This is a genomic window from Streptomyces bungoensis (genome assembly GCF_001514215.1).
Taxonomy (GTDB): Bacteria; Actinomycetota; Actinomycetes; order Streptomycetales; family Streptomycetaceae; genus Streptomyces; species Streptomyces bungoensis.
In genome coordinates this window covers 196,083-212,787 of record NZ_KQ948860.1, presented here as the reverse complement: position 1 = coordinate 212,787, position 16,705 = coordinate 196,083, and the positions used below count along the sequence as shown (strand labels likewise).

Annotated in this window: 13 protein-coding genes; 10 read left to right on the top strand and 3 right to left on the bottom strand. The window is 69.1% G+C overall.

The window, feature by feature from the left end:
• Window positions 1–7: 7 nt before the first annotated feature.
• Together AQJ66_RS21230 and AQJ66_RS21225 are read right to left on the bottom strand one after the other, a co-directional pair.
• Complete coding sequence (locus AQJ66_RS21230; protein WP_061924532.1) at window positions 8–829, bottom strand: hypothetical protein; 822 nt, start codon at window positions 827–829, stop codon at window positions 8–10.
• Window positions 830–875: 46 nt separating this feature from the next.
• Window positions 876–1,166: a hypothetical protein gene (locus AQJ66_RS21225; protein ID WP_061924530.1), complete on the bottom strand. Its 291-nt coding sequence runs from the start codon at window positions 1,164–1,166 to the stop codon at window positions 876–878.
• Window positions 1,167–1,481: 315 nt separating this feature from the next.
• Here AQJ66_RS21225 and AQJ66_RS21220 point away from each other — a divergent pair, with 315 nt between their 5' ends.
• The 7 genes from AQJ66_RS21220 (at window position 1,482) to AQJ66_RS21190 (ending at window position 12,359) form a co-directional block, all read left to right on the top strand.
• The gene (locus tag AQJ66_RS21220) at window positions 1,482–3,674 is read left to right on the top strand and encodes an ABC transporter family substrate-binding protein (RefSeq protein ID WP_061924527.1); all 2,193 of its coding nucleotides are present in this window, start codon (window positions 1,482–1,484) and stop codon (window positions 3,672–3,674) included.
• A gap of 138 nt (window positions 3,675–3,812) precedes the next feature.
• A complete protein-coding gene (gene typA / locus AQJ66_RS21215; protein ID WP_061924524.1) occupies window positions 3,813–5,720 on the top strand; it encodes a translational GTPase TypA in 1,908 nt (635 codons plus the stop codon).
• 413 nt (window positions 5,721–6,133) lie between these two features.
• Entirely contained in the window at window positions 6,134–7,180 is a 1,047-nt protein-coding gene (locus AQJ66_RS21210) for an ABC transporter permease (protein ID WP_061924522.1), read from the top strand.
• 101 nt (window positions 7,181–7,281) lie between these two features.
• A complete protein-coding gene (locus AQJ66_RS21205; RefSeq protein WP_061924520.1) occupies window positions 7,282–9,078 on the top strand; it encodes an ABC transporter substrate-binding protein in 1,797 nt (598 codons plus the stop codon).
• Between the two features lie 100 nt (window positions 9,079–9,178).
• On the top strand, window positions 9,179–10,156 hold the full coding sequence (locus tag AQJ66_RS21200; protein ID WP_061924516.1) for an ABC transporter permease: 978 nt from the start codon (window positions 9,179–9,181) through the stop codon (window positions 10,154–10,156).
• Window positions 10,157–10,171: 15 nt separating this feature from the next.
• Complete coding sequence (locus AQJ66_RS21195) at window positions 10,172–11,233, top strand: ABC transporter ATP-binding protein (protein ID WP_061924514.1); 1,062 nt, start codon at window positions 10,172–10,174, stop codon at window positions 11,231–11,233.
• Window positions 11,234–11,246: 13 nt separating this feature from the next.
• Complete coding sequence (locus tag AQJ66_RS21190; RefSeq protein ID WP_061924511.1) at window positions 11,247–12,359, top strand: ABC transporter ATP-binding protein; 1,113 nt, start codon at window positions 11,247–11,249, stop codon at window positions 12,357–12,359.
• Here the strand turns inward: AQJ66_RS21190 and AQJ66_RS21185 are convergent.
• Window positions 12,290–13,096 (bottom strand): class I SAM-dependent methyltransferase, encoded by an 807-nt coding sequence (locus AQJ66_RS21185; protein ID WP_079060321.1) that lies wholly within the window; start codon window positions 13,094–13,096, stop codon window positions 12,290–12,292. The two genes, AQJ66_RS21190 and AQJ66_RS21185, sit on opposite strands and share 70 nt — an antisense overlap.
• A 155-nt stretch (window positions 13,097–13,251) precedes the next feature.
• Here AQJ66_RS21185 and AQJ66_RS21180 point away from each other — a divergent pair, with 155 nt between their 5' ends.
• From AQJ66_RS21180 to AQJ66_RS21170, 3 genes are all read left to right on the top strand, one after another.
• A complete protein-coding gene (locus AQJ66_RS21180; RefSeq protein WP_061924508.1) occupies window positions 13,252–14,871 on the top strand; it encodes a peptide ABC transporter substrate-binding protein in 1,620 nt (539 codons plus the stop codon).
• A gap of 6 nt (window positions 14,872–14,877) precedes the next feature.
• Window positions 14,878–15,801 (top strand): ABC transporter permease, encoded by a 924-nt coding sequence (locus AQJ66_RS21175; protein WP_061924505.1) that lies wholly within the window; start codon window positions 14,878–14,880, stop codon window positions 15,799–15,801.
• A partial coding sequence (locus AQJ66_RS21170; protein WP_061924502.1) for an ABC transporter permease occupies window positions 15,794–16,705 on the top strand: 912 nt, incomplete at its 3' end. The genes AQJ66_RS21175 and AQJ66_RS21170, both read left to right, overlap by 8 nt.

The window sequence follows — 16,705 nt, the reverse complement described above, 5'->3', positions numbered from 1 at the left end:
GGGGTCTCTAGAAGAAACGGGGATCGGCGAAGACGCCGGACGCGACCAGGTAGACGTAGAAGTCGGCGAGCGCCACGCTCAGCAGGGACGCCCAGGCGAGCTGCATGTGCCGGGCGTTCAGCCGCCCCACGAACTGCCACGCCCGGTAGCGCACGGGATGCCGGGAGAAGTGCTTGAGCTTGCCGCCGACGATGTGCCGGCAGGAGTGGCAGGAGATGGTGTACGCCCAGATCAGCACGATGTTGACCAGGAAGACGAGGGTGCCGAGACCCATGTGGCCCCAGCGGTAGTGCGTGTCCCGGAAGGACAGCACGGTGTCGTAGGTCAGCACGCCGGCGACCAGGATCGCGGCGTAGAAGAAGTACCGGTGGACGTTCTGCAGGATGAGCGGGAAGCGGGTCTCGCCGGTGTACCCGCGGTGCGGCTCGGCGACCGCGCAGGCGGGCGGGGAGGCCCAGAAGCTGCGGTAGTACGCCTTGCGGTAGTAGTAGCAGGTCAGGCGGAAGCCGAGCGGGAAGATCAGGATGATGATCGCGGGGGAGATGCCCCACCAGCCGCCGAACAGGTCGGCGTTCGGGCCGGCGCGCATCGTCCGGCAGTTCTCCGCCAGGCAGGGCGAGTAGAACGGCGAGACGTACGGCGCCGCGTAGTAGTGCGCGTCGGCGAACGCCCGCCAGGTCGAGTAGACGACGAAGGCGAACAGACCGGCCGCGGTGACGGCGGGCGCCAGCCACCAGCGGTCGGTCCGCAGATGCGGTGCGGTGATCGCGGCGCGCGTACCGGCGCGTACGCCGCCGCTGTCTCGTTGTGGCTCCGTACCAGTGGCCAAGGCGGGACTCCGGTCGGTTCGGGGGACGGGTGCGGGCCGGCCGCGGTCAGGGTGCGTGCCGGTCGCGTGCGCCCAGTCCCTCGTCGTCCGAGTCCGTCCACAGGCTGATGTCGTACGGGGTGTCGGAGATGGTGACGAGTTCGGGCCGGGCGGCGGCGGCCGGGCCGCTGGCCGCCTCGCGCAGCAGCGCCAGGCTCTCGCGCAGATGGTCGGCGTCCATCCGGACCCGGCGCATCTCCAGGCCACCGCTGCCGAGCTGCTTCTCCAGGCGCCCCAGCGACCGGTAGAGGTCGTCGAGGCAGCGCTGTGACGATGTCAGGTCGTCGTGTACGGACATGACTTGCCCTCACTTCCACGGGTCCCGCGGGTCCTGGGCGGCTACGTTCAGGCGCCTTGGAGTGTTGCGCCTCACACCTGGTGCTGGGAAGAGATGTGCACCGATTGGCTGAGGCGTGCGGATGCACATCGGGGTTGCGTTGCGCCACTCGGGTGGCCTTACGTTCCGTCGCCGCCGTGTCGCCCGCTGTAGCCGGATCCTTTCCTCTTCAGTGGGTGCATAGATCTGATCAGCTCCTTATACCGCCAAAAGTGATCAGCTACACATATCGAACAAAGTGAGCGTAACGCCCGCGGCTTCCCGGAGGTAGCAGAGATGTCCTACGACGGCGTCGGCCTGCGCGCGGTCCTGCGCTCGGCCCCCTTCCTCACGGCCGGCGCCCTCGTGGTGCCCCTGCTCGCCGGGTGCGGCTCCGACGAGAAACCGAGCAAGCCGCTGGCCGGGCAGGACATCGCCGCGGTGACCCGCGACAAGGTCGCCTCGGGCGGCACCCTGAAGTGGGCCGTGGACGCCGTACCGGAGACCCTGAACACCTTCCAGGCCGACGCCGACGCGGGCACCACCCGGGTCGCCCAGGCGGTGCTGCCGTCGATGTTCCGCCTCGACGCGAACGGCACGCCGGTGGCCAACCCGGCCTATCTGGAATCCGCCAAGGTCATCGCGACCGAGCCGCGCCAGGTCGTGCTGTACAAGCTGAACCAGCAGGCCGTCTGGAGCGACGGCCGGGAGATCGGCGCCGCCGACTTCGTCGCCCAGTGGCGCGCCCTGTCCGGCCGGGACAGCGCCTACTGGACCGCCCGCAACGCAGGCTACGACCGCATCGAGAAGATCGAGCGCGGCGCGAACGACCTCCAGGTCCGGGTCACCTTCTCCCGTCCCTACGCCGACTGGCGCTCGCTCTTCTCCCCGCTGTACCCGAAGAGCGTCATGGGCACCCCGGACGCCTTCAACGACGGCGCCCGCCGCAAGCTGCAGATCAGCGCGGGCCCCTTCAAGGTGGAGAAGGTCGACACCGCCAAGAAGGACGTCGTCCTCACCCGCAACCCGCGCTGGTGGGGCAGCCCCGCCAAGCTCGACCAGATCGTGCTGCACGCCGTGACCCGCGACCAGCGCGTCTCCGCGCTCGCCGACGGCACCGTGGACCTGGCCGACATCGACGTCTCCGACGCCGGGCGCATCGGCCTCGCAGGGAGCCGGCAGGGCATGGGCAGCCCGTTGCGGGGCGGCGGGAAGACCTCCGCCAGGAAGCTGCGCTCCTGGGCGCTCGCGCACGGCCTCGGCGCCGACGAGGTGAAGGGCGACCGCAAGAAGCTGGGCAAGGCGATCAGCCGCTACCTCAAGGAGCAGCAGGAACTGCAGGCGGTCGAGGTCCGCCGGTCGCTGGAGCCCGCCTACACCCAGCTCGCCCTCAACGGCTCCCAGGGGCCCCTCGCCGACGAGCGGGTCCGCCGGGCCGTCGCCCGCTCCCTCGACCGCGAGGAGCTGGCCAAGGCCGTGCTGACCCCCCTGGGCCTGCCCGCGGTGCCGGTCGGCAGCCACCTCGCGCTGTCCGGCCAGGCCGCCTACGCCGACGGCAGCGGCGCGCTGGGCGACCAGGACACCGGGCAGGCCGAGGCCCTGCTCGCCGACGCCGGCTGGGTGGCCGGGGGCCCGGTGAAGGAGGAGAGGAAGGGCGAGAAGGCGGCCGGCTCCCAGAACCGGAAGGGCGACAAGGGCGACAAGGGCGAGAAGAAGTCCGACGGCGGCGACGACGGCGCGTACATCGTCGGCGAGGACGACAAGGGCAGGTACCACGACTCGGCCTCCGCCTCCTCCGAGGAGCGGCCCGAGAAGGGCGAGAAGGACGAGAAGGGCGAGAAGCACCGGGGGCAGGGCGGCGCGCCGGGTGCGTACGCCCCGCAGGGCACCGCGGCCCCGGCCGGCGTCGTCAGCAGGCCGCTCGCCAAGGATGGCAAGGCGCTCACCCTCCGCTTCGTGCTCCCCTCCGGACCCGGCTCCGACACGCTGAACACCGTCGCCGAGCGGATCGCGGCGATGCTGCAGAAGGTCGGCATCGGCACGGTGATCACGAAGGTCTCCGACGAGAGCTACTTCAAGGACCACATCGCCGCCGGCGACTACGACCTCGCCCTGTACTCCTGGCCGTCCTCCGCCTTCCCCGCGACCGACGCCCGCCCGATCTACGCCAAGCCGGTACCGGCCGCCGACGGCTCGGTGAACGTCGAGCAGAACTTCACCCGGGTCGGCACCGACCAGGTGGACCAGCTCTTCGACCAGGCCGCGGCCACGCTGGACGAGGACGAGGAGCGCTCGCTCATCCGCAAGGCCGACTCCCGCATCTGGGCCGCGGCGGCCTCCCTCCCGCTCTACCAGCGGCCCCAGCTGGTCGGGGTGCGAAAGACCCTGGTCAACGCCGGTGCGTTCGGGTTCCAGACACCCGTCTACGAGGACATGGGCTTCCTGAGGAAGGGGGCGAAGGTCCCGGCCCCCGCACCCGAGGCCAAGTGACCGACGGTCGGCCCGGCGAGCCCCAGGGGCGGCGGCCCCGTACCATGGGGTGAGGCCGTGGCGTGTCAAGCCCGGCAGGCCCGCGTCACACGGACGTACGCAGCAGGGCCTTTCTCAACTCCGGGAGTACGCCACAACATGGCCACGCGCCACGACATCCGCAACGTCGCCATCGTCGCCCACGTCGACCACGGCAAGACCACCATCGTCGACGGCATGCTGAAGCAGGCCGGCGCGTTCGCCGCCCACCAGCTCGACTCCGTCGACGACCGCATGATGGACTCGAACGACCTGGAGCGTGAGAAGGGCATCACGATCCTCGCCAAGAACACGGCGGTGAAGTACCACCCCAAGGACGGCGGGGACCCGATCACGATCAACATCATCGACACCCCGGGCCACGCCGACTTCGGCGGCGAGGTCGAGCGCGGTCTGTCGATGGTCGACGGCGTCGTGCTGCTGGTGGACGCCTCCGAGGGCCCGCTGCCGCAGACCCGCTTCGTGCTGCGCAAGGCCCTCCAGCAGCGCCTGCCCGTCATCCTGTGCATCAACAAGACGGACCGCCCGGACTCCCGGATCGACGAGGTCGTCAACGAGACCTACGACCTCTTCCTGGACCTGGACGCGGACGAGGAGCAGATCGAGTTCCCGATCGTCTACGCCTGCGGCCGGGACGGCGTCGCCTCGCTGACCAAGCCGCAGGACGGCACGGTCCCGAGCGACTCGACCAGCCTGGAGCCGTTCTTCTCCACCATCCTGGAGCACATCCCGGCGCCGACCTACGACGAGGACGCCCCGCTCCAGGCGCACGTCACCAACCTGGACGCCGACAACTTCCTCGGCCGCATCGCGCTGCTCCGCGTCGAGCAGGGCGAGCTGCGCAAGGGCCAGACGGTCGCGTGGATCAAGCGCGACGGGTCGGTGCAGAACGTCCGCATCTCCGAGCTGATGATGACCGAGGCGCTCACCCGCAAGCCGGCCGAGAAGGCGGGCCCGGGCGACATCTGCGCCGTCGCCGGCATCCCGGACATCATGATCGGCGAGACCCTCGCGGACACCGAGAACCCCATCCCGCTCCCGCTGATCACGGTCGACGAGCCCGCGATCTCGATGACCATCGGCACCAACACCTCGCCGCTGGTCGGCCGCGGCGGCACCGGCAAGGGCGCGGACGCGAAGGCGGCCGTCAAGGACCGCAAGGTCACCGCCCGCCAGGTCAAGGACCGCCTCGACCGCGAACTGGTCGGCAACGTCTCCCTGCGCGTCCTCGACACCGACCGCCCGGACGCCTGGGAGGTCCAGGGCCGCGGTGAGCTGGCCCTCGCCATCCTGGTGGAGACCATGCGCCGGGAGGGCTACGAGCTGACCGTCGGCAAGCCGCAGGTGGTCACCAAGGACGTCGACGGCAAGGTCTACGAGCCGGTCGAGCGCATGACGGTCGACGTGCCCGAGGAGCACATGGGCGCCGTCACGCAGCTCATGGGCGTCCGCAAGGGCCGCATGGACAACATGTCCAACCACGGCTCGGGCTGGGTCCGCATGGAGTTCGTCGTGCCCTCGCGCGGTCTGATCGGATTCCGGACGGAGTTCCTGACCCAGACCCGCGGCACGGGCATCGGCCACTCCATCCACGAGGGCTTCGAGCCCTGGTTCGGGCCGCTGCAGACCCGCAACAACGGCTCGCTGGTCGCGGACCGTGCCGGCGCCGTCACCGCCTTCGCGATGACGAACCTCCAGGAGCGCGGCGTGCTCTTCGTGGAGCCGGGCACCGAGGTGTACGAGGGCATGATCGTCGGTGAGAACTCCCGCTCCGACGACATGGACGTCAACATCACCAAGGAGAAGAAGCTCACCAACATGCGGTCCTCCACGGCCGACGTGGCGGAGTCGATCGTGCCGCCGCGCAAGCTGTCGCTGGAGCAGTCGCTGGAGTTCTGCCGCGACGACGAGTGCGTCGAGGTGACCCCGGAGGCGGTTCGCATCCGCAAGGTGAACCTGGACGCCCGCGAGCGCGCCCGCGCCGCGAGCCGCGCCAAGCACGGCTGACGCTCCCGTACGGCCCGGTCCTTCTCCGAGAGGGGGAGGACCGGGCCTTCGGTGTGCCTCCGCGGGGGCCGGCATGCCGGCCGTGCGCGGGGGTATCCATGGGCTGACCGTGCGTTCGGTGTACCGGAGATGGATCGACTGTTCGGATACCGGAGCGTCGCGCGCCACGTTTCGGACATGTAAACGGAAAAATGTAACGCTCTGTCCGATTCGCCGGGTTGTCGTTGGTCGTGTCAAGCGCGCACAGGTGTCGATCTTTGCAATTTTTGCTCAAAATAATGACGGTAGGGAGATCCCTATGTCTTCCGCCCTTGACGCGCGTTGAACACATTGGCGAAAGTTCCCCCAAACCGCAGAACTCTCCGGTATCTGCGCTGCGCTCAGCTCTCCAACCCCCCGGGGGAAGAACTCACATGACCAGTCCAGCCAAGGCTGAAGGCTCCGGGCCGACGGTTGCCTTGGAGCCCGACCTCGAGCCGAAGACCGAGCCCGTCCAGGCCGAGAAGAAGCTCGAGGGTCGCTCTCCCGGCCAGTTGATGTGGCAGCGCTTCAAGCGTGACCGTACCGGTGTCATCTGCGCCTGGATAGTTATTTTGTACTTCGTGGTGGCGCTCGCCGCGCCGCTGCTGACGAAGATCAGCGGGACCGACCCCTACACCCTGTACGGCCAGGACCCCACCTACCAGGACAAGCCCGTCCTCGACGACTTCGGCCTCCCCCTGGGGTACTTCGGCGGTCTGTCCGGATCGCACTGGTTCGGCGTCGAGCCGCAGTACGGCCGCGACGTGTTCGCGATGCTCGTGTACGGCATGCGCACCTCGCTGTACATGGCGCTGGGCGTCACCGTCCTGATGATGGGCACGGGCATCGTCCTGGGTCTGATCGGCGGCTACTTCGGCGGCAGGACCGACTACTGGATCGGCCGCGTCACCGACTTCTTCCTCGCCTTCCCGCAGCAGCTGTTCTTCATCGCCTTCATGCCCGTGGTGACCGCGTTCTTCGTGGACCCGCGGGAGGAGACGCCCACGTACTTCCGTGCGGTGGCGATGCTGATCGTGCTCTGGGTGCTCGGCTGGATGGGCATGGCCCGCCTGATCCGGTCGACCGTGCTGACCCTGCGCGAGCGTGAGTTCGTGGAGGCCGCCAAGGTCTCCGGGGCCTCGCCCGGGCGGATCGTCCGCAAGGAGATCCTGCCGAACGTGGTGACGCCCATCCTGGTGCAGTTCACGTACCAGTTGCCCAGCACCATCCTCACCATTGCCTTCCTCTCGTTCGCCGGCGTCGGCTTCGTCGAACCGACCCCGGACTGGGGCAAGCTGTTCGCCAACGGTGCCAAGTACACCGAGCAGGACCCGGCGTTCATCTTCTTCCCGGGCATCGCGTTGGTGATCTTCGTCCTCGCCTTCAACCTCCTCGGAGACTCGGTGCGGGACGCCTTCGACCCCAAGTCCGGGCGATAGATCGTCCACTGGTGGGGGGTGACTGCCGCCCCCGAGTCGGCCTACCAGCCGCGTCAGGCAGTACTCATGGATAACAACCGACAGGTAGGTGCATTCGCCTCATGAAGTCGTTCAGCTCGCGCAGAGCGCAGGCCATCGTCGTCGCCATCGCGGCCGGCTCCCTCGCGCTCACCGGGTGCTCCGAGAACAAGGGCACCAACACCGGGGACAACGCCAAGAAGGACCAGCAGCAGGCGTCGGTCCAGTCGAAGGCGGTCACCTACGCCGACGCTGCCGGCTCCACCGGTCCCGCCCCGGAGATCGCCGGTGCCCAGAGCGGCGGCACCATAACGGTCTACCAGGAGGCGGGCCTCTCGCACCTGGACCCGGGCCAGACCTACGTCTCCGACGCCGGCCAGGTCGCCAACCTGCTCTTCCGTCGCCTGACCCAGTTCCAGGAGGACGACAAGGGCAACGTCTCGGTCGTGGGTGACCTCGCGACCGACTCCGGCAAGATGTCGGACGGCGGCAAGACCTGGACGTTCACCCTCAAGGACGGCATCAAGGACGCCAAGGGCAACGCCATCACGTCCGCCGACGTCCGCCACACCGTCGAGCGCCAGTACGCGAAGTTCATCTTCGACGGCCCGACCTACCTGCAGACCTGGCTGAGCGGCGCCCAGTACCGCAAGGCGCTGCCGGGCGGCGGTTTCGACGGCAAGCACCTGCCGAAGTCGGTCCTGGACACCCCGGACGACAAGACGGTCGTCTTCCACTTCGACCAGCCGCGCACCGACCTGCCGCAGACGCTGGCCATGGCCGGCTACGCCATCGTCCCGGCGAAGGACGACACGAAGGCGAAGTACGACACGGCCCCGGTCGCCACCGGCCCGTACAAGATCGCCTCGTACAAGCTCGGCAAGTCCCTGGTGCTCACCAAGAACAGCAACTGGGACCCGAAGACGGACTCCGTGCGCCACCAGTACGTGGACGGCTTCAACTTCGACTTCGGCGTCACCGAGTCGACCCAGACCAAGCGTCTGATCGCCGACCGCGGCAACGACAAGAACGCCATCCAGCTCACCGGCGGCGTCGAGGCCACGCAGATCCAGGACGTCATCAAGAACCCGGCCGTCAGCAAGCGCACGGTCAAGGGCTACCAGCCCTACGTGATGCAGCTGACGTTCAACATGGACCGCGTGAAGGACCTGAAGGTCCGCCAGGCGATCACCTACGCCGTCAACTCCAAGTCGCTCATCGCCGGTGAGGGCGGTGTCTACGGCGGTGACGTGGCGCCGAACTACTTCGCGCCGACGCTGCCGGGCTACGAGCCGAAGTACGACCCCTACGGCCGTCTGAAGACGCCGCAGGGCAACATCGCCAAGGCCCAGGAGCTCCTGAAGGGCGTGCCGGCGGCCGAGAAGAAGGTCGTCTTCGCCTACCCGAACAGCGAGAACGGCCAGAAGCGCAAGGTCGCCATCGAGGACGCGCTGAGCAAGGTCGGCTTCAACGTGGTCTCGAAGGAGGTCGACTCCGCGAGCTTCTACGAGCAGATCGGCAAGCTCAACAACCCGTACGACATGTACATCACGGGCTGGGGCCAGGACTGGCCGTCCCCGTCGACGGTCGTCACCCCGATCTACGACGGTGACCAGGTCGCCGACGGTGCGCCGAACTACGCGCACGTCAAGGACGCGAAGGTCGACGCCCTCATCAAGAAGGCGCTGAACCAGAAGCCCGAGGACGCCGCGAAGACCTGGAAGGAAGCCGAGCACTACCTGCTCGAGAAGGTCGTCCCCGGCGCCCCGCTGTGGTACACCAAGCAGTTCCAGCTGTCCGGGTCCAACGTGGGCGGCACCCGCTACGGGTCGGTCTCGAGCCTCCTCGACATCAACCACCTGTACCTGAAGAAGTCGTAACTCTCTACGGCTGAACGCGGGGACGCGCACCAGGCGGAGCGCGTCCCCGCACCTCCGTGAAACCTCCCACTCGTCTGTCGCAGAGAGCAGCCCTCCCGCCATGCTTCAGTTCATCCTCCGGCGCACGGTCGGTGCCCTGGTCACCCTGTTCCTCATCGGCGCCGCGACCTTCTTCCTGTTCGTCGCCGCGCCCTCCGATTACGCCTCCCTGGCCTGCGGCAAGGACTGCTCTCCTCAGCGACTGGAGGACATCCGCCAGGCCCTGGGTCTCAACCTGCCGATCGCCCAGCAGTTCTGGGACTTCATGTCCGGCATCTTCATGGGCCGGGACTTCCCGACCGGCCACTGCAGTGCCCCGTGCCTCGGCCAGTCGTTCTACTCCGGCGACATGGTCTGGAACACGATCATGGACCGCTTCCCGACGACGCTGACGCTCACCGCCGGCGGTGCGGTCGTCTTCCTCGTGGTCGGTGTGGGCGCGGGCATGATCTCCGCCTACAAGCGCGGATCGATGCTCGACAAGTTCGCCACCGGCACCTCGATGGTGCTCAGCTCGTTCCAGATCTACTTCCTCGGCCCGATCGTCCTGTGGATCTTCGTCTACAGCACGGGCTGGATGGACAACCCGCAGTACACGCCGATCACCCAGGACCCGTGGGGCTGGTTCACCGGCATGCTGCTGCCCACGCTGGTGATGGCCTCCATCTTCACCGCGCAGTACACCCGTATGGCGCGCTCCTCGATGATCGAGCAGCTCGCCGAGGAGCACGTGCGCACCGCCCGGGCGAAGGGCATGTCGCGCAAGTACGTCTTCTACCGCTACGCCTGGCGCGGCGCGCTCATCCCGATCGTCACCGTCCTCGGTATCGACCTCAGCAGTATGCTCGGCGGTGCCGTCGTCACCGAGCTGACGTTCTCCCTGCAGGGCATCGGCCGGCTGGCCGTGGACGGCGCGATCCACAAGGACCTGCCCATGACCATGGGCGTCATGCTGTTCGGTGCCTTCTTCATCCTGATCTTCAACATCCTCACCGACATCGCGTACGCCTGGATCGACCCGCGCGTCCGGCTCTCCTAGGAAGAACGAACCACCGTGACCACACTGACCAAGACCGAGGACGCCCCGGCCCCGACCGGTCCGGAGAGCTTCCTCTCGGTGCGCGATCTCAAGGTGCAGTTCTCCACCGAGGACGGCATCGTCAAGGCGGTCGACGGCCTCTCCTTCGACGTCGAGCGCGGCAAGACCCTGGGTATCGTCGGCGAGTCCGGCTCCGGGAAGTCCGTCACCAACCTGACGATCCTGGGCCTGCACAACCCCCGCTCCTCGACCGTCGACGGCGAGATCGTCCTCGACGGCAAGGAACTCGTCACCGCCACCGAGCGGGAGCTGGAGCAGCTCCGCGGCAACAAGATGGCGATGATCTTCCAGGACCCGCTGACCGCCCTGTCGCCGTTCTACACGGTGGGCCGGCAGCTGTCCGAGCCGTACATGAAGCACCGCGGCGCCTCCAAGAAGGAGGCCAGGGACCGGGCGATCCAGATGCTGGAGAAGGTCGGCATCCCGCAGCCCAAGGTCCGCTTCGACGACTACCCGCACCAGTTCTCCGGCGGTATGCGCCAGCGCGCGATGATCGCCATGGCGCTGATGTGCGACCCCGACCTGCTCATCGCCGACGAGCCGACCACCGCGCTCGACGTGACCGTGCAGGCGCAGATCCTGGACCTGCTCAAGGACCTGCAGCAGGAGTTCGGCTCCGCGATCATCTTCATCACGCACGACCTCGGCGTCATCTCCCACATGGCCGACGACCTGCTGGTGATGTACGCGGGCCGGGCCGTGGAGCGCGGCAGCGTCCGCGAGGTGCTGCACGACCCGCGGCACCCCTACACCTGGGGCCTGCTGAGCTCGATGCCGCGCCTGGACAGCGACATCGACCAGCAGCTGACCCCGATCCCGGGCAGCCCGCCCTCGCTGCTCAACCCGCCCTCCGGCTGCCCCTTCCACCCGCGGTGCGCCTTCCGGGACGAGGTGCCGGGCACCCTGTGCACGGACGTTCGGCCGCCGCTGGGCGAGGGACGCTCCACGGCGTGCCACCTGACGCCGGAGCAGAAGCAGACCATCTTCATCGACAAGATCCAGCCCCGGCTGCGCTAGGGAGAACCGAGACATGAGCGAGAACCTCACCCTCCCCGCACCCCAGGGCACCACCGGCACCTCGGCGGAAAACCTCCTCGAGGTCAAGGGTCTGACCAAGCACTTCCCGATCTACGGCGGCTTCCCGATCAGGCGGAAGGTCGGCGCGGTGCAGGCCGTCGACGGCGTCGACCTGACCGTCGGCGTCGCCGAGAGCGTGGGCCTCGTCGGCGAGTCCGGCTGCGGCAAGTCGACCACGGGCCGGCTCATCACCCGGCTGCTGGAGCCGACCGCCGGCACGATCACCTACGCCGGGCAGGACATCACCCACGCCTCGCGCCGCCAGCTGGCGCCGGTGCGGTCCGAGATCCAGATGATCTTCCAGGACCCGTACTCCTCGCTGAACCCGCGGCAGACCGTCGGCTCGATCATCAAGTCGCCGATGGAGGTCAACGGGATCGAGCCGGAGGGCGGCCGGGAGAAGAAGGTCCGCGAGCTGCTCGAGCTCGTCGGCCTGAACCCGGAGCACTACAACCGCTTCCCGCACGAGTTCTCCGGCGGCCAGCGCCAGCGCATCGGCGTCGCCCGTGCCCTCGCGCTGAACCCGAAGCTGATCGTGGCGGACGAGCCGGTCTCGGCGCTGGACGTGTCCATCCAGGCGCAGGTGGTGAACCTCCTCAAGGAGGTCCAGAAGGAACTGGGCATCGCCTTCCTGTTCATCGCCCACGACCTGGCCGTCGTCCGGCACTTCTCGCAGCGCGTCGCGGTGATGTACCTCGGCAAGGTCGTCGAGGTCGGTGACCGGGAGTCGATCTACAACGGGCCCCGCCACCCCTACACCCACGCCCTGCTCTCGGCCGTGCCCGAGGTGTCGGCGGAGGAGGACGCGGGCCGCGAGCGGATCCGGCTCTCCGGTGACGTGCCCTCGCCGATCCACCCGCCGTCCGGCTGCCGCTTCCGCACCCGGTGCTGGAAGGCGCAGGACAAGTGCGCCACGGAGGAGCCGCCGCTGGTGCAGCTCTCCGGCAACCGGGACGGCCACCTGACGGCCTGCCACTTCCCGGAGGACCCGACCACTCAGCGCGACGAGGACGTCGTGCTCGACCCGGCGCTGAGGTCGCTGGAGGAGAGCGCCTCCGAGGACTGAGCCGGGGCCGCGGCCACGGTGATGATCTCGGGGCAGGCGGGGGTCAGCGGCCCCCGCCCCCAGTCCCCGTACCGCTCGGCGGCGGCCAGTCCGGCCGCGCCGAGGAAGCCGTCCAGGGCGTCGGTGCCGAGGAACCGCAGCGTGCTCCGGCACACCTGCGGCCCGGCCCACCGCGCTCCGGCGTAGGTCTCGGTGAACGTGAGCCGGTCCCCGACGGGGGCCGGCTCCGCGTCGTGCCAGACGCGCACCGGGGCGCCGTCCTCGTCGGTGATCTCGTACACCCGCTCCGGGGTCCAGCGCTCCCAGGGCCGGGCGGCCGGGTTCCGGGTCTCGAAGACGAACCGGCCGCCGTCGGCGAGCGCCCGCCGCACCCCGCGCAGACAGCAGCGCACCTCCTCGTCGGTGAGGAGTTCCTGGAAGGCGTGACCGGTCATCACGACCAGGTCGAACGCCCCGTCCCAGCGGTGGGTCGCGAGGTCCCCGAGCACCCATTCGACGTCCGGTTCCGCGCGCCGGGCCTGTACGAGCATGGCGGCCGCCGGGTCCACGCCGGTGAGGCGGCCCCGGTGTCCGGCCGCCCGGGCGCCGCGCAGCAGCCGGCCCGTCCCGCACCCGACGTCGAGGACCGTCCCGGCGGCCATCACCAGGTCCAGGTAGAAGTCGTCGCCGGCGCCCCACGGGTTCAACCGGTCGTACAGCGCTGCGAGTTCCACGTCGGTGAAGACACGATCGACCATGTCCGGGAGTCTGCCTGCTGATCCGCCGATCAGTAGGGGGATTCCGGGATTCTGTCGCGAAGCGTGTCCGCCGCCCGGACCACGACGGGCGTGGTGCCCCTTTTGGTGTGATATCAGCATATAAGGTGCCGGTGTCCGTCACGAGGAGGTAGCCCATGCGCGCAGCCCCGCACGCCCGGTGGGCCGCCGCCGTCGCGGCGCTGGTGCTCGCCGTGGCGGGGTGCGGGAGCGGCGGCGGCGCGGCCGGCGGTGCGGTGCTCAGTTCCTCCTGGGGCGATCCGCAGAACCCCCTGGAACCGGCCAACACGAACGAGGTGCAGGGCGGCAAGGTGCTCGACATGGTCTTCCGGGGCCTGAAGCGGTACGACCCGCGGACCGGCCGGGCGGCGAACATGGTCGCGCGGAGCATCGACACCACGGACTCGCAGCACTTCACCGTCCGGCTGAAGGACGGCTGGACCTTCTCCAACGGCGAGAAGGTGACCGCCCGCTCCTTCGTGGACGCCTGGAACTACGGGGCGAGCCTCCGGAACAACCAGAAGAACGCCTACTTCTTCGGGTACATCGCCGGCTACGACAAGGTCCATCCCGCAAGCGGCCGGCAGAGCGCCGGCACCCTCTCCGGCCTGAAGGTGGTGGACGACCGCACCTTCACCATCACGCTGGGCCAGAAGTTCTCCGGCTTCCCCGACACCCTCGGCTACGCCGCCTTCGCCCCGCTGCCCCGGGCGTTCTTCACCGACCACGCGCGCTGGCTGGACAAGCCCGTCGGCAACGGCCCGTACGCCATCGCCTCGTACACCAAGGGCTCCGCGATGTACCTGCGGAAGTGGGCCGCCTACCCCGGTCCCGACAAGGCGCAGAACGACGGCGTGACGCTCCAGGTGTACACCGACAACAACACCGCCTACACCGACGTCCTGGCCGGCAACCTCGACCTGGTCGACGACGTCCCCGCCAACCAGCTCAAGAACGTCAGGACCGACCTCGACGGCCGCTACCTCAACACCCCGGCCGGCATCATCCAGACCCTGGCCTTCCCGTACTACGACAGGAAGTGGAACACCAGCGGGGCGCGCAAGGTCCGCACCGGCCTGTCCATGGCCATCGACCGCCGGCAGATCACCCACACCCTGTTCCGCGACACCCGCACCCCCGCCACCGACTGGACCTCCCCGGTCCTCGGCGCCGCCGGCGGCTACCGGGCCGGCCTGTGCGGCCACGCCTGCGACTACGACCCCGGACAGGCCAGGAAGCTCATCCAGGAGGGCGGCGGGATCCCCGGCGGCCGGCTGCGGATCACCTACAACGCGGACACGGGCTCGCACAAGGAGTGGGTGGACGCCGTGTGCAACTCCATCAACAACGCGCTGGGCAACGACCAGGCGTGCGTCGGGAACCCGATCGGCACCTTCGCGGACTTCCGCAACCAGATCGGGCGGCACCGGATGCCCGGGCCCTTCCGGGCCGGCTGGCAGATGGACTACCCGCTCATCCAGAACTTCCTCCAGCCGCTGTACTACACCGGCGCCTCCTCCAACGACGGCAAGTGGTCGAACAAGCAGTTCGACCGGCTCGTCGACCAGGCCAACGCCGCGACCGACACCGCCACGGCGGTCCGGCTCTTCCAGCAGGCCGAGGGCGTCGTCCGCGACAACATGGCCGCCATCCCGCTCTGGTACCAGAACGGCAGCGCCGGCTACACCGACCGGCTCTCCCACGTGGCGCTCAACCCGTTCAGCGTGCCCGTCTACGACCGGATCAAGGTCGGCTGAGCCGCCATGGGACGCTACGTCGCGAGGCGGCTGCTGCAGATGGTCCCGGTGTTCTTCGGGGCGACGCTGCTGATCTTCCTGATGGTGAACGTGATGGGCGACCCCGTCGCGGGCCTGTGCGGCGAGCGGGCCTGCGACCCGGCGACCGCCGCCCAGCTCAAGCGGGAGTTCGGCCTCGACAAGCCCCTCTGGCAGCAGTACGCGACCTACATGGGCAACGTCTTCACCGGCGACTTCGGCACCGCCTTCAACGGGCAGAAGGTCACCGACCTGATGGCGACGGCGTTCCCCGTCACCGTCCGGCTGACGATCGTCGCGATCCTCTTCGAGATCGTCGTCGGCATCACGCTCGGCGTGGTGACCGGGCTGCGGCGCGGCCGGCCCGCCGACACCACGGTGCTCGTCCTCACCCTCGTCGTCATCTCCGTCCCCATCTTCGTCACCGGCCTGCTGCTCCAGCTGCTGCTCGGCGTCCGGTGGGGCTGGATCCGGCCCTCGGTCCCCCCGGAGGCCACGTTCACCCAGCTGCTCGTGCCCGGGCTGGTCCTCGCGTCCGTCTCCCTCGCCTACGTCACCCGCCTGACCCGCACCTCGATCGCGGAGAACCTGCGCTCGGACTACGTCCGCACCGCCGTCGCCAAGGGCCTGCCCAGGCGCCGGGTCGTCACCCGGCACCTGCTGCGCAACTCGCTCATCCCCGTGGTCACCTTCATCGGCACCGACATCGGCGCCCTGATGGGCGGCGCCATCCTGACCGAGCGCATCTTCAACATCCACGGCGTCGGCTACCAGCTCTACCAGGGCATCCTGCGCCAGAACGCGCAGACCGTCGTCGGCTTCGTCACCGTCCTCGTGCTGGTCTTCCTGATCGCCAACCTGCTCGTGGACCTGCTGTACGCCGTGCTCGACCCGAGGATCCGCTATGCCTGAGCAGCAGCAGCCGTACGACAGGAAGGGCGCCGTCGCCGGCACCGGGATGGGCGGCGCGATGGACCTCGCGGCGAGCGAGGCGACCGCGGCCTCCGCCGGCCGGCCGCGCAGCCTGTGGTCCGACGCCTGGCGCGACCTGCGCCGCAACCCCGTCTTCGTCGTCTCCGCGCTGGTGATCTGCTTCCTGGTCCTCATCTCGCTGTGGCCGTCGCTCATCGCCCCCGGGAACCCGCTGCGGTGCGACCTGGCCAAGGCCCAGGACGGGCCGGCCCCCGGCCATCCCTTCGGCTACGACGGGCAGGGCTGCGACGTCTACACGCGCACCGTCCACGGGGCCCGGGCGTCCGTCACGGTCGGCGTGTGCGCCACGCTCGGGGTGGCCGTCCTGGGGTCCGTGCTGGGCGGGCTGGCCGGGTTCTTCGGCGGGGCGTGGGACGGGTTCCTGTCCCGGATCACCGACGTCTTCTTCGCGATCCCCGTCGTCCTCGGCGGCCTCGTCCTGCTGTCCGTCGTCACCAGCAACACGGTCTGGCCGGTCGTCGGGTTCATCGTGCTGCTGGGCTGGCCGCAGATCTCCCGCATCGCGCGCGGCTCCGTCATCACCGCCAAGCAGCACGACTACGTCCAGGCCGCCCGCGCCCTCGGCGCCTCCAACACCCGCATCCTGCTCCGGCACATCGCGCCCAACGCCGTGGCCCCCGTGATCGTCGTCGCCACCATCGCGCTCGGCACCTACATCGCGCTCGAGGCGACCCTGTCCTACCTCGGCGTCGGCCTGAAGCCGCCGAGCGTCTCCTGGGGCATCGACATCTCCGCGGCCTCGCCCTACATCCGCAACGCCCCGCACGCCCTGCTGTGGCCCGCCGGCGCCCTCGCGATCACCGTCCTGGCCTTCATCATGCTC

Excerpts from the sequence above, each read along its gene's own strand:
- AQJ66_RS21180 (WP_061924508.1), top strand. The coding sequence starts at position 13,252 with ATGCGCGCAGCCCCGCACGCCCGGTGGGCCGCCGCCGTCGCGGCGCTG.
- AQJ66_RS21190 (WP_061924511.1), top strand. The coding sequence starts at position 11,247 with ATGAGCGAGAACCTCACCCTCCCCGCACCCCAGGGCACCACCGGCACC.
- AQJ66_RS21210 (WP_061924522.1), top strand. The coding sequence starts at position 6,134 with ATGACCAGTCCAGCCAAGGCTGAAGGCTCCGGGCCGACGGTTGCCTTG.
- AQJ66_RS21175 (WP_061924505.1), top strand. The coding sequence starts at position 14,878 with ATGGGACGCTACGTCGCGAGGCGGCTGCTGCAGATGGTCCCGGTGTTC.
- AQJ66_RS21205 (WP_061924520.1), top strand. The coding sequence starts at position 7,282 with ATGAAGTCGTTCAGCTCGCGCAGAGCGCAGGCCATCGTCGTCGCCATC.
- AQJ66_RS21200 (WP_061924516.1), top strand. The coding sequence starts at position 9,179 with ATGCTTCAGTTCATCCTCCGGCGCACGGTCGGTGCCCTGGTCACCCTG.
- typA (WP_061924524.1), top strand. The coding sequence starts at position 3,813 with ATGGCCACGCGCCACGACATCCGCAACGTCGCCATCGTCGCCCACGTC.
- AQJ66_RS21220 (WP_061924527.1), top strand. The coding sequence starts at position 1,482 with ATGTCCTACGACGGCGTCGGCCTGCGCGCGGTCCTGCGCTCGGCCCCC.
- AQJ66_RS21185 (WP_079060321.1), bottom strand. The coding sequence starts at position 13,096 with ATGGTCGATCGTGTCTTCACCGACGTGGAACTCGCAGCGCTGTACGAC.
- AQJ66_RS21225 (WP_061924530.1), bottom strand. The coding sequence starts at position 1,166 with ATGTCCGTACACGACGACCTGACATCGTCACAGCGCTGCCTCGACGAC.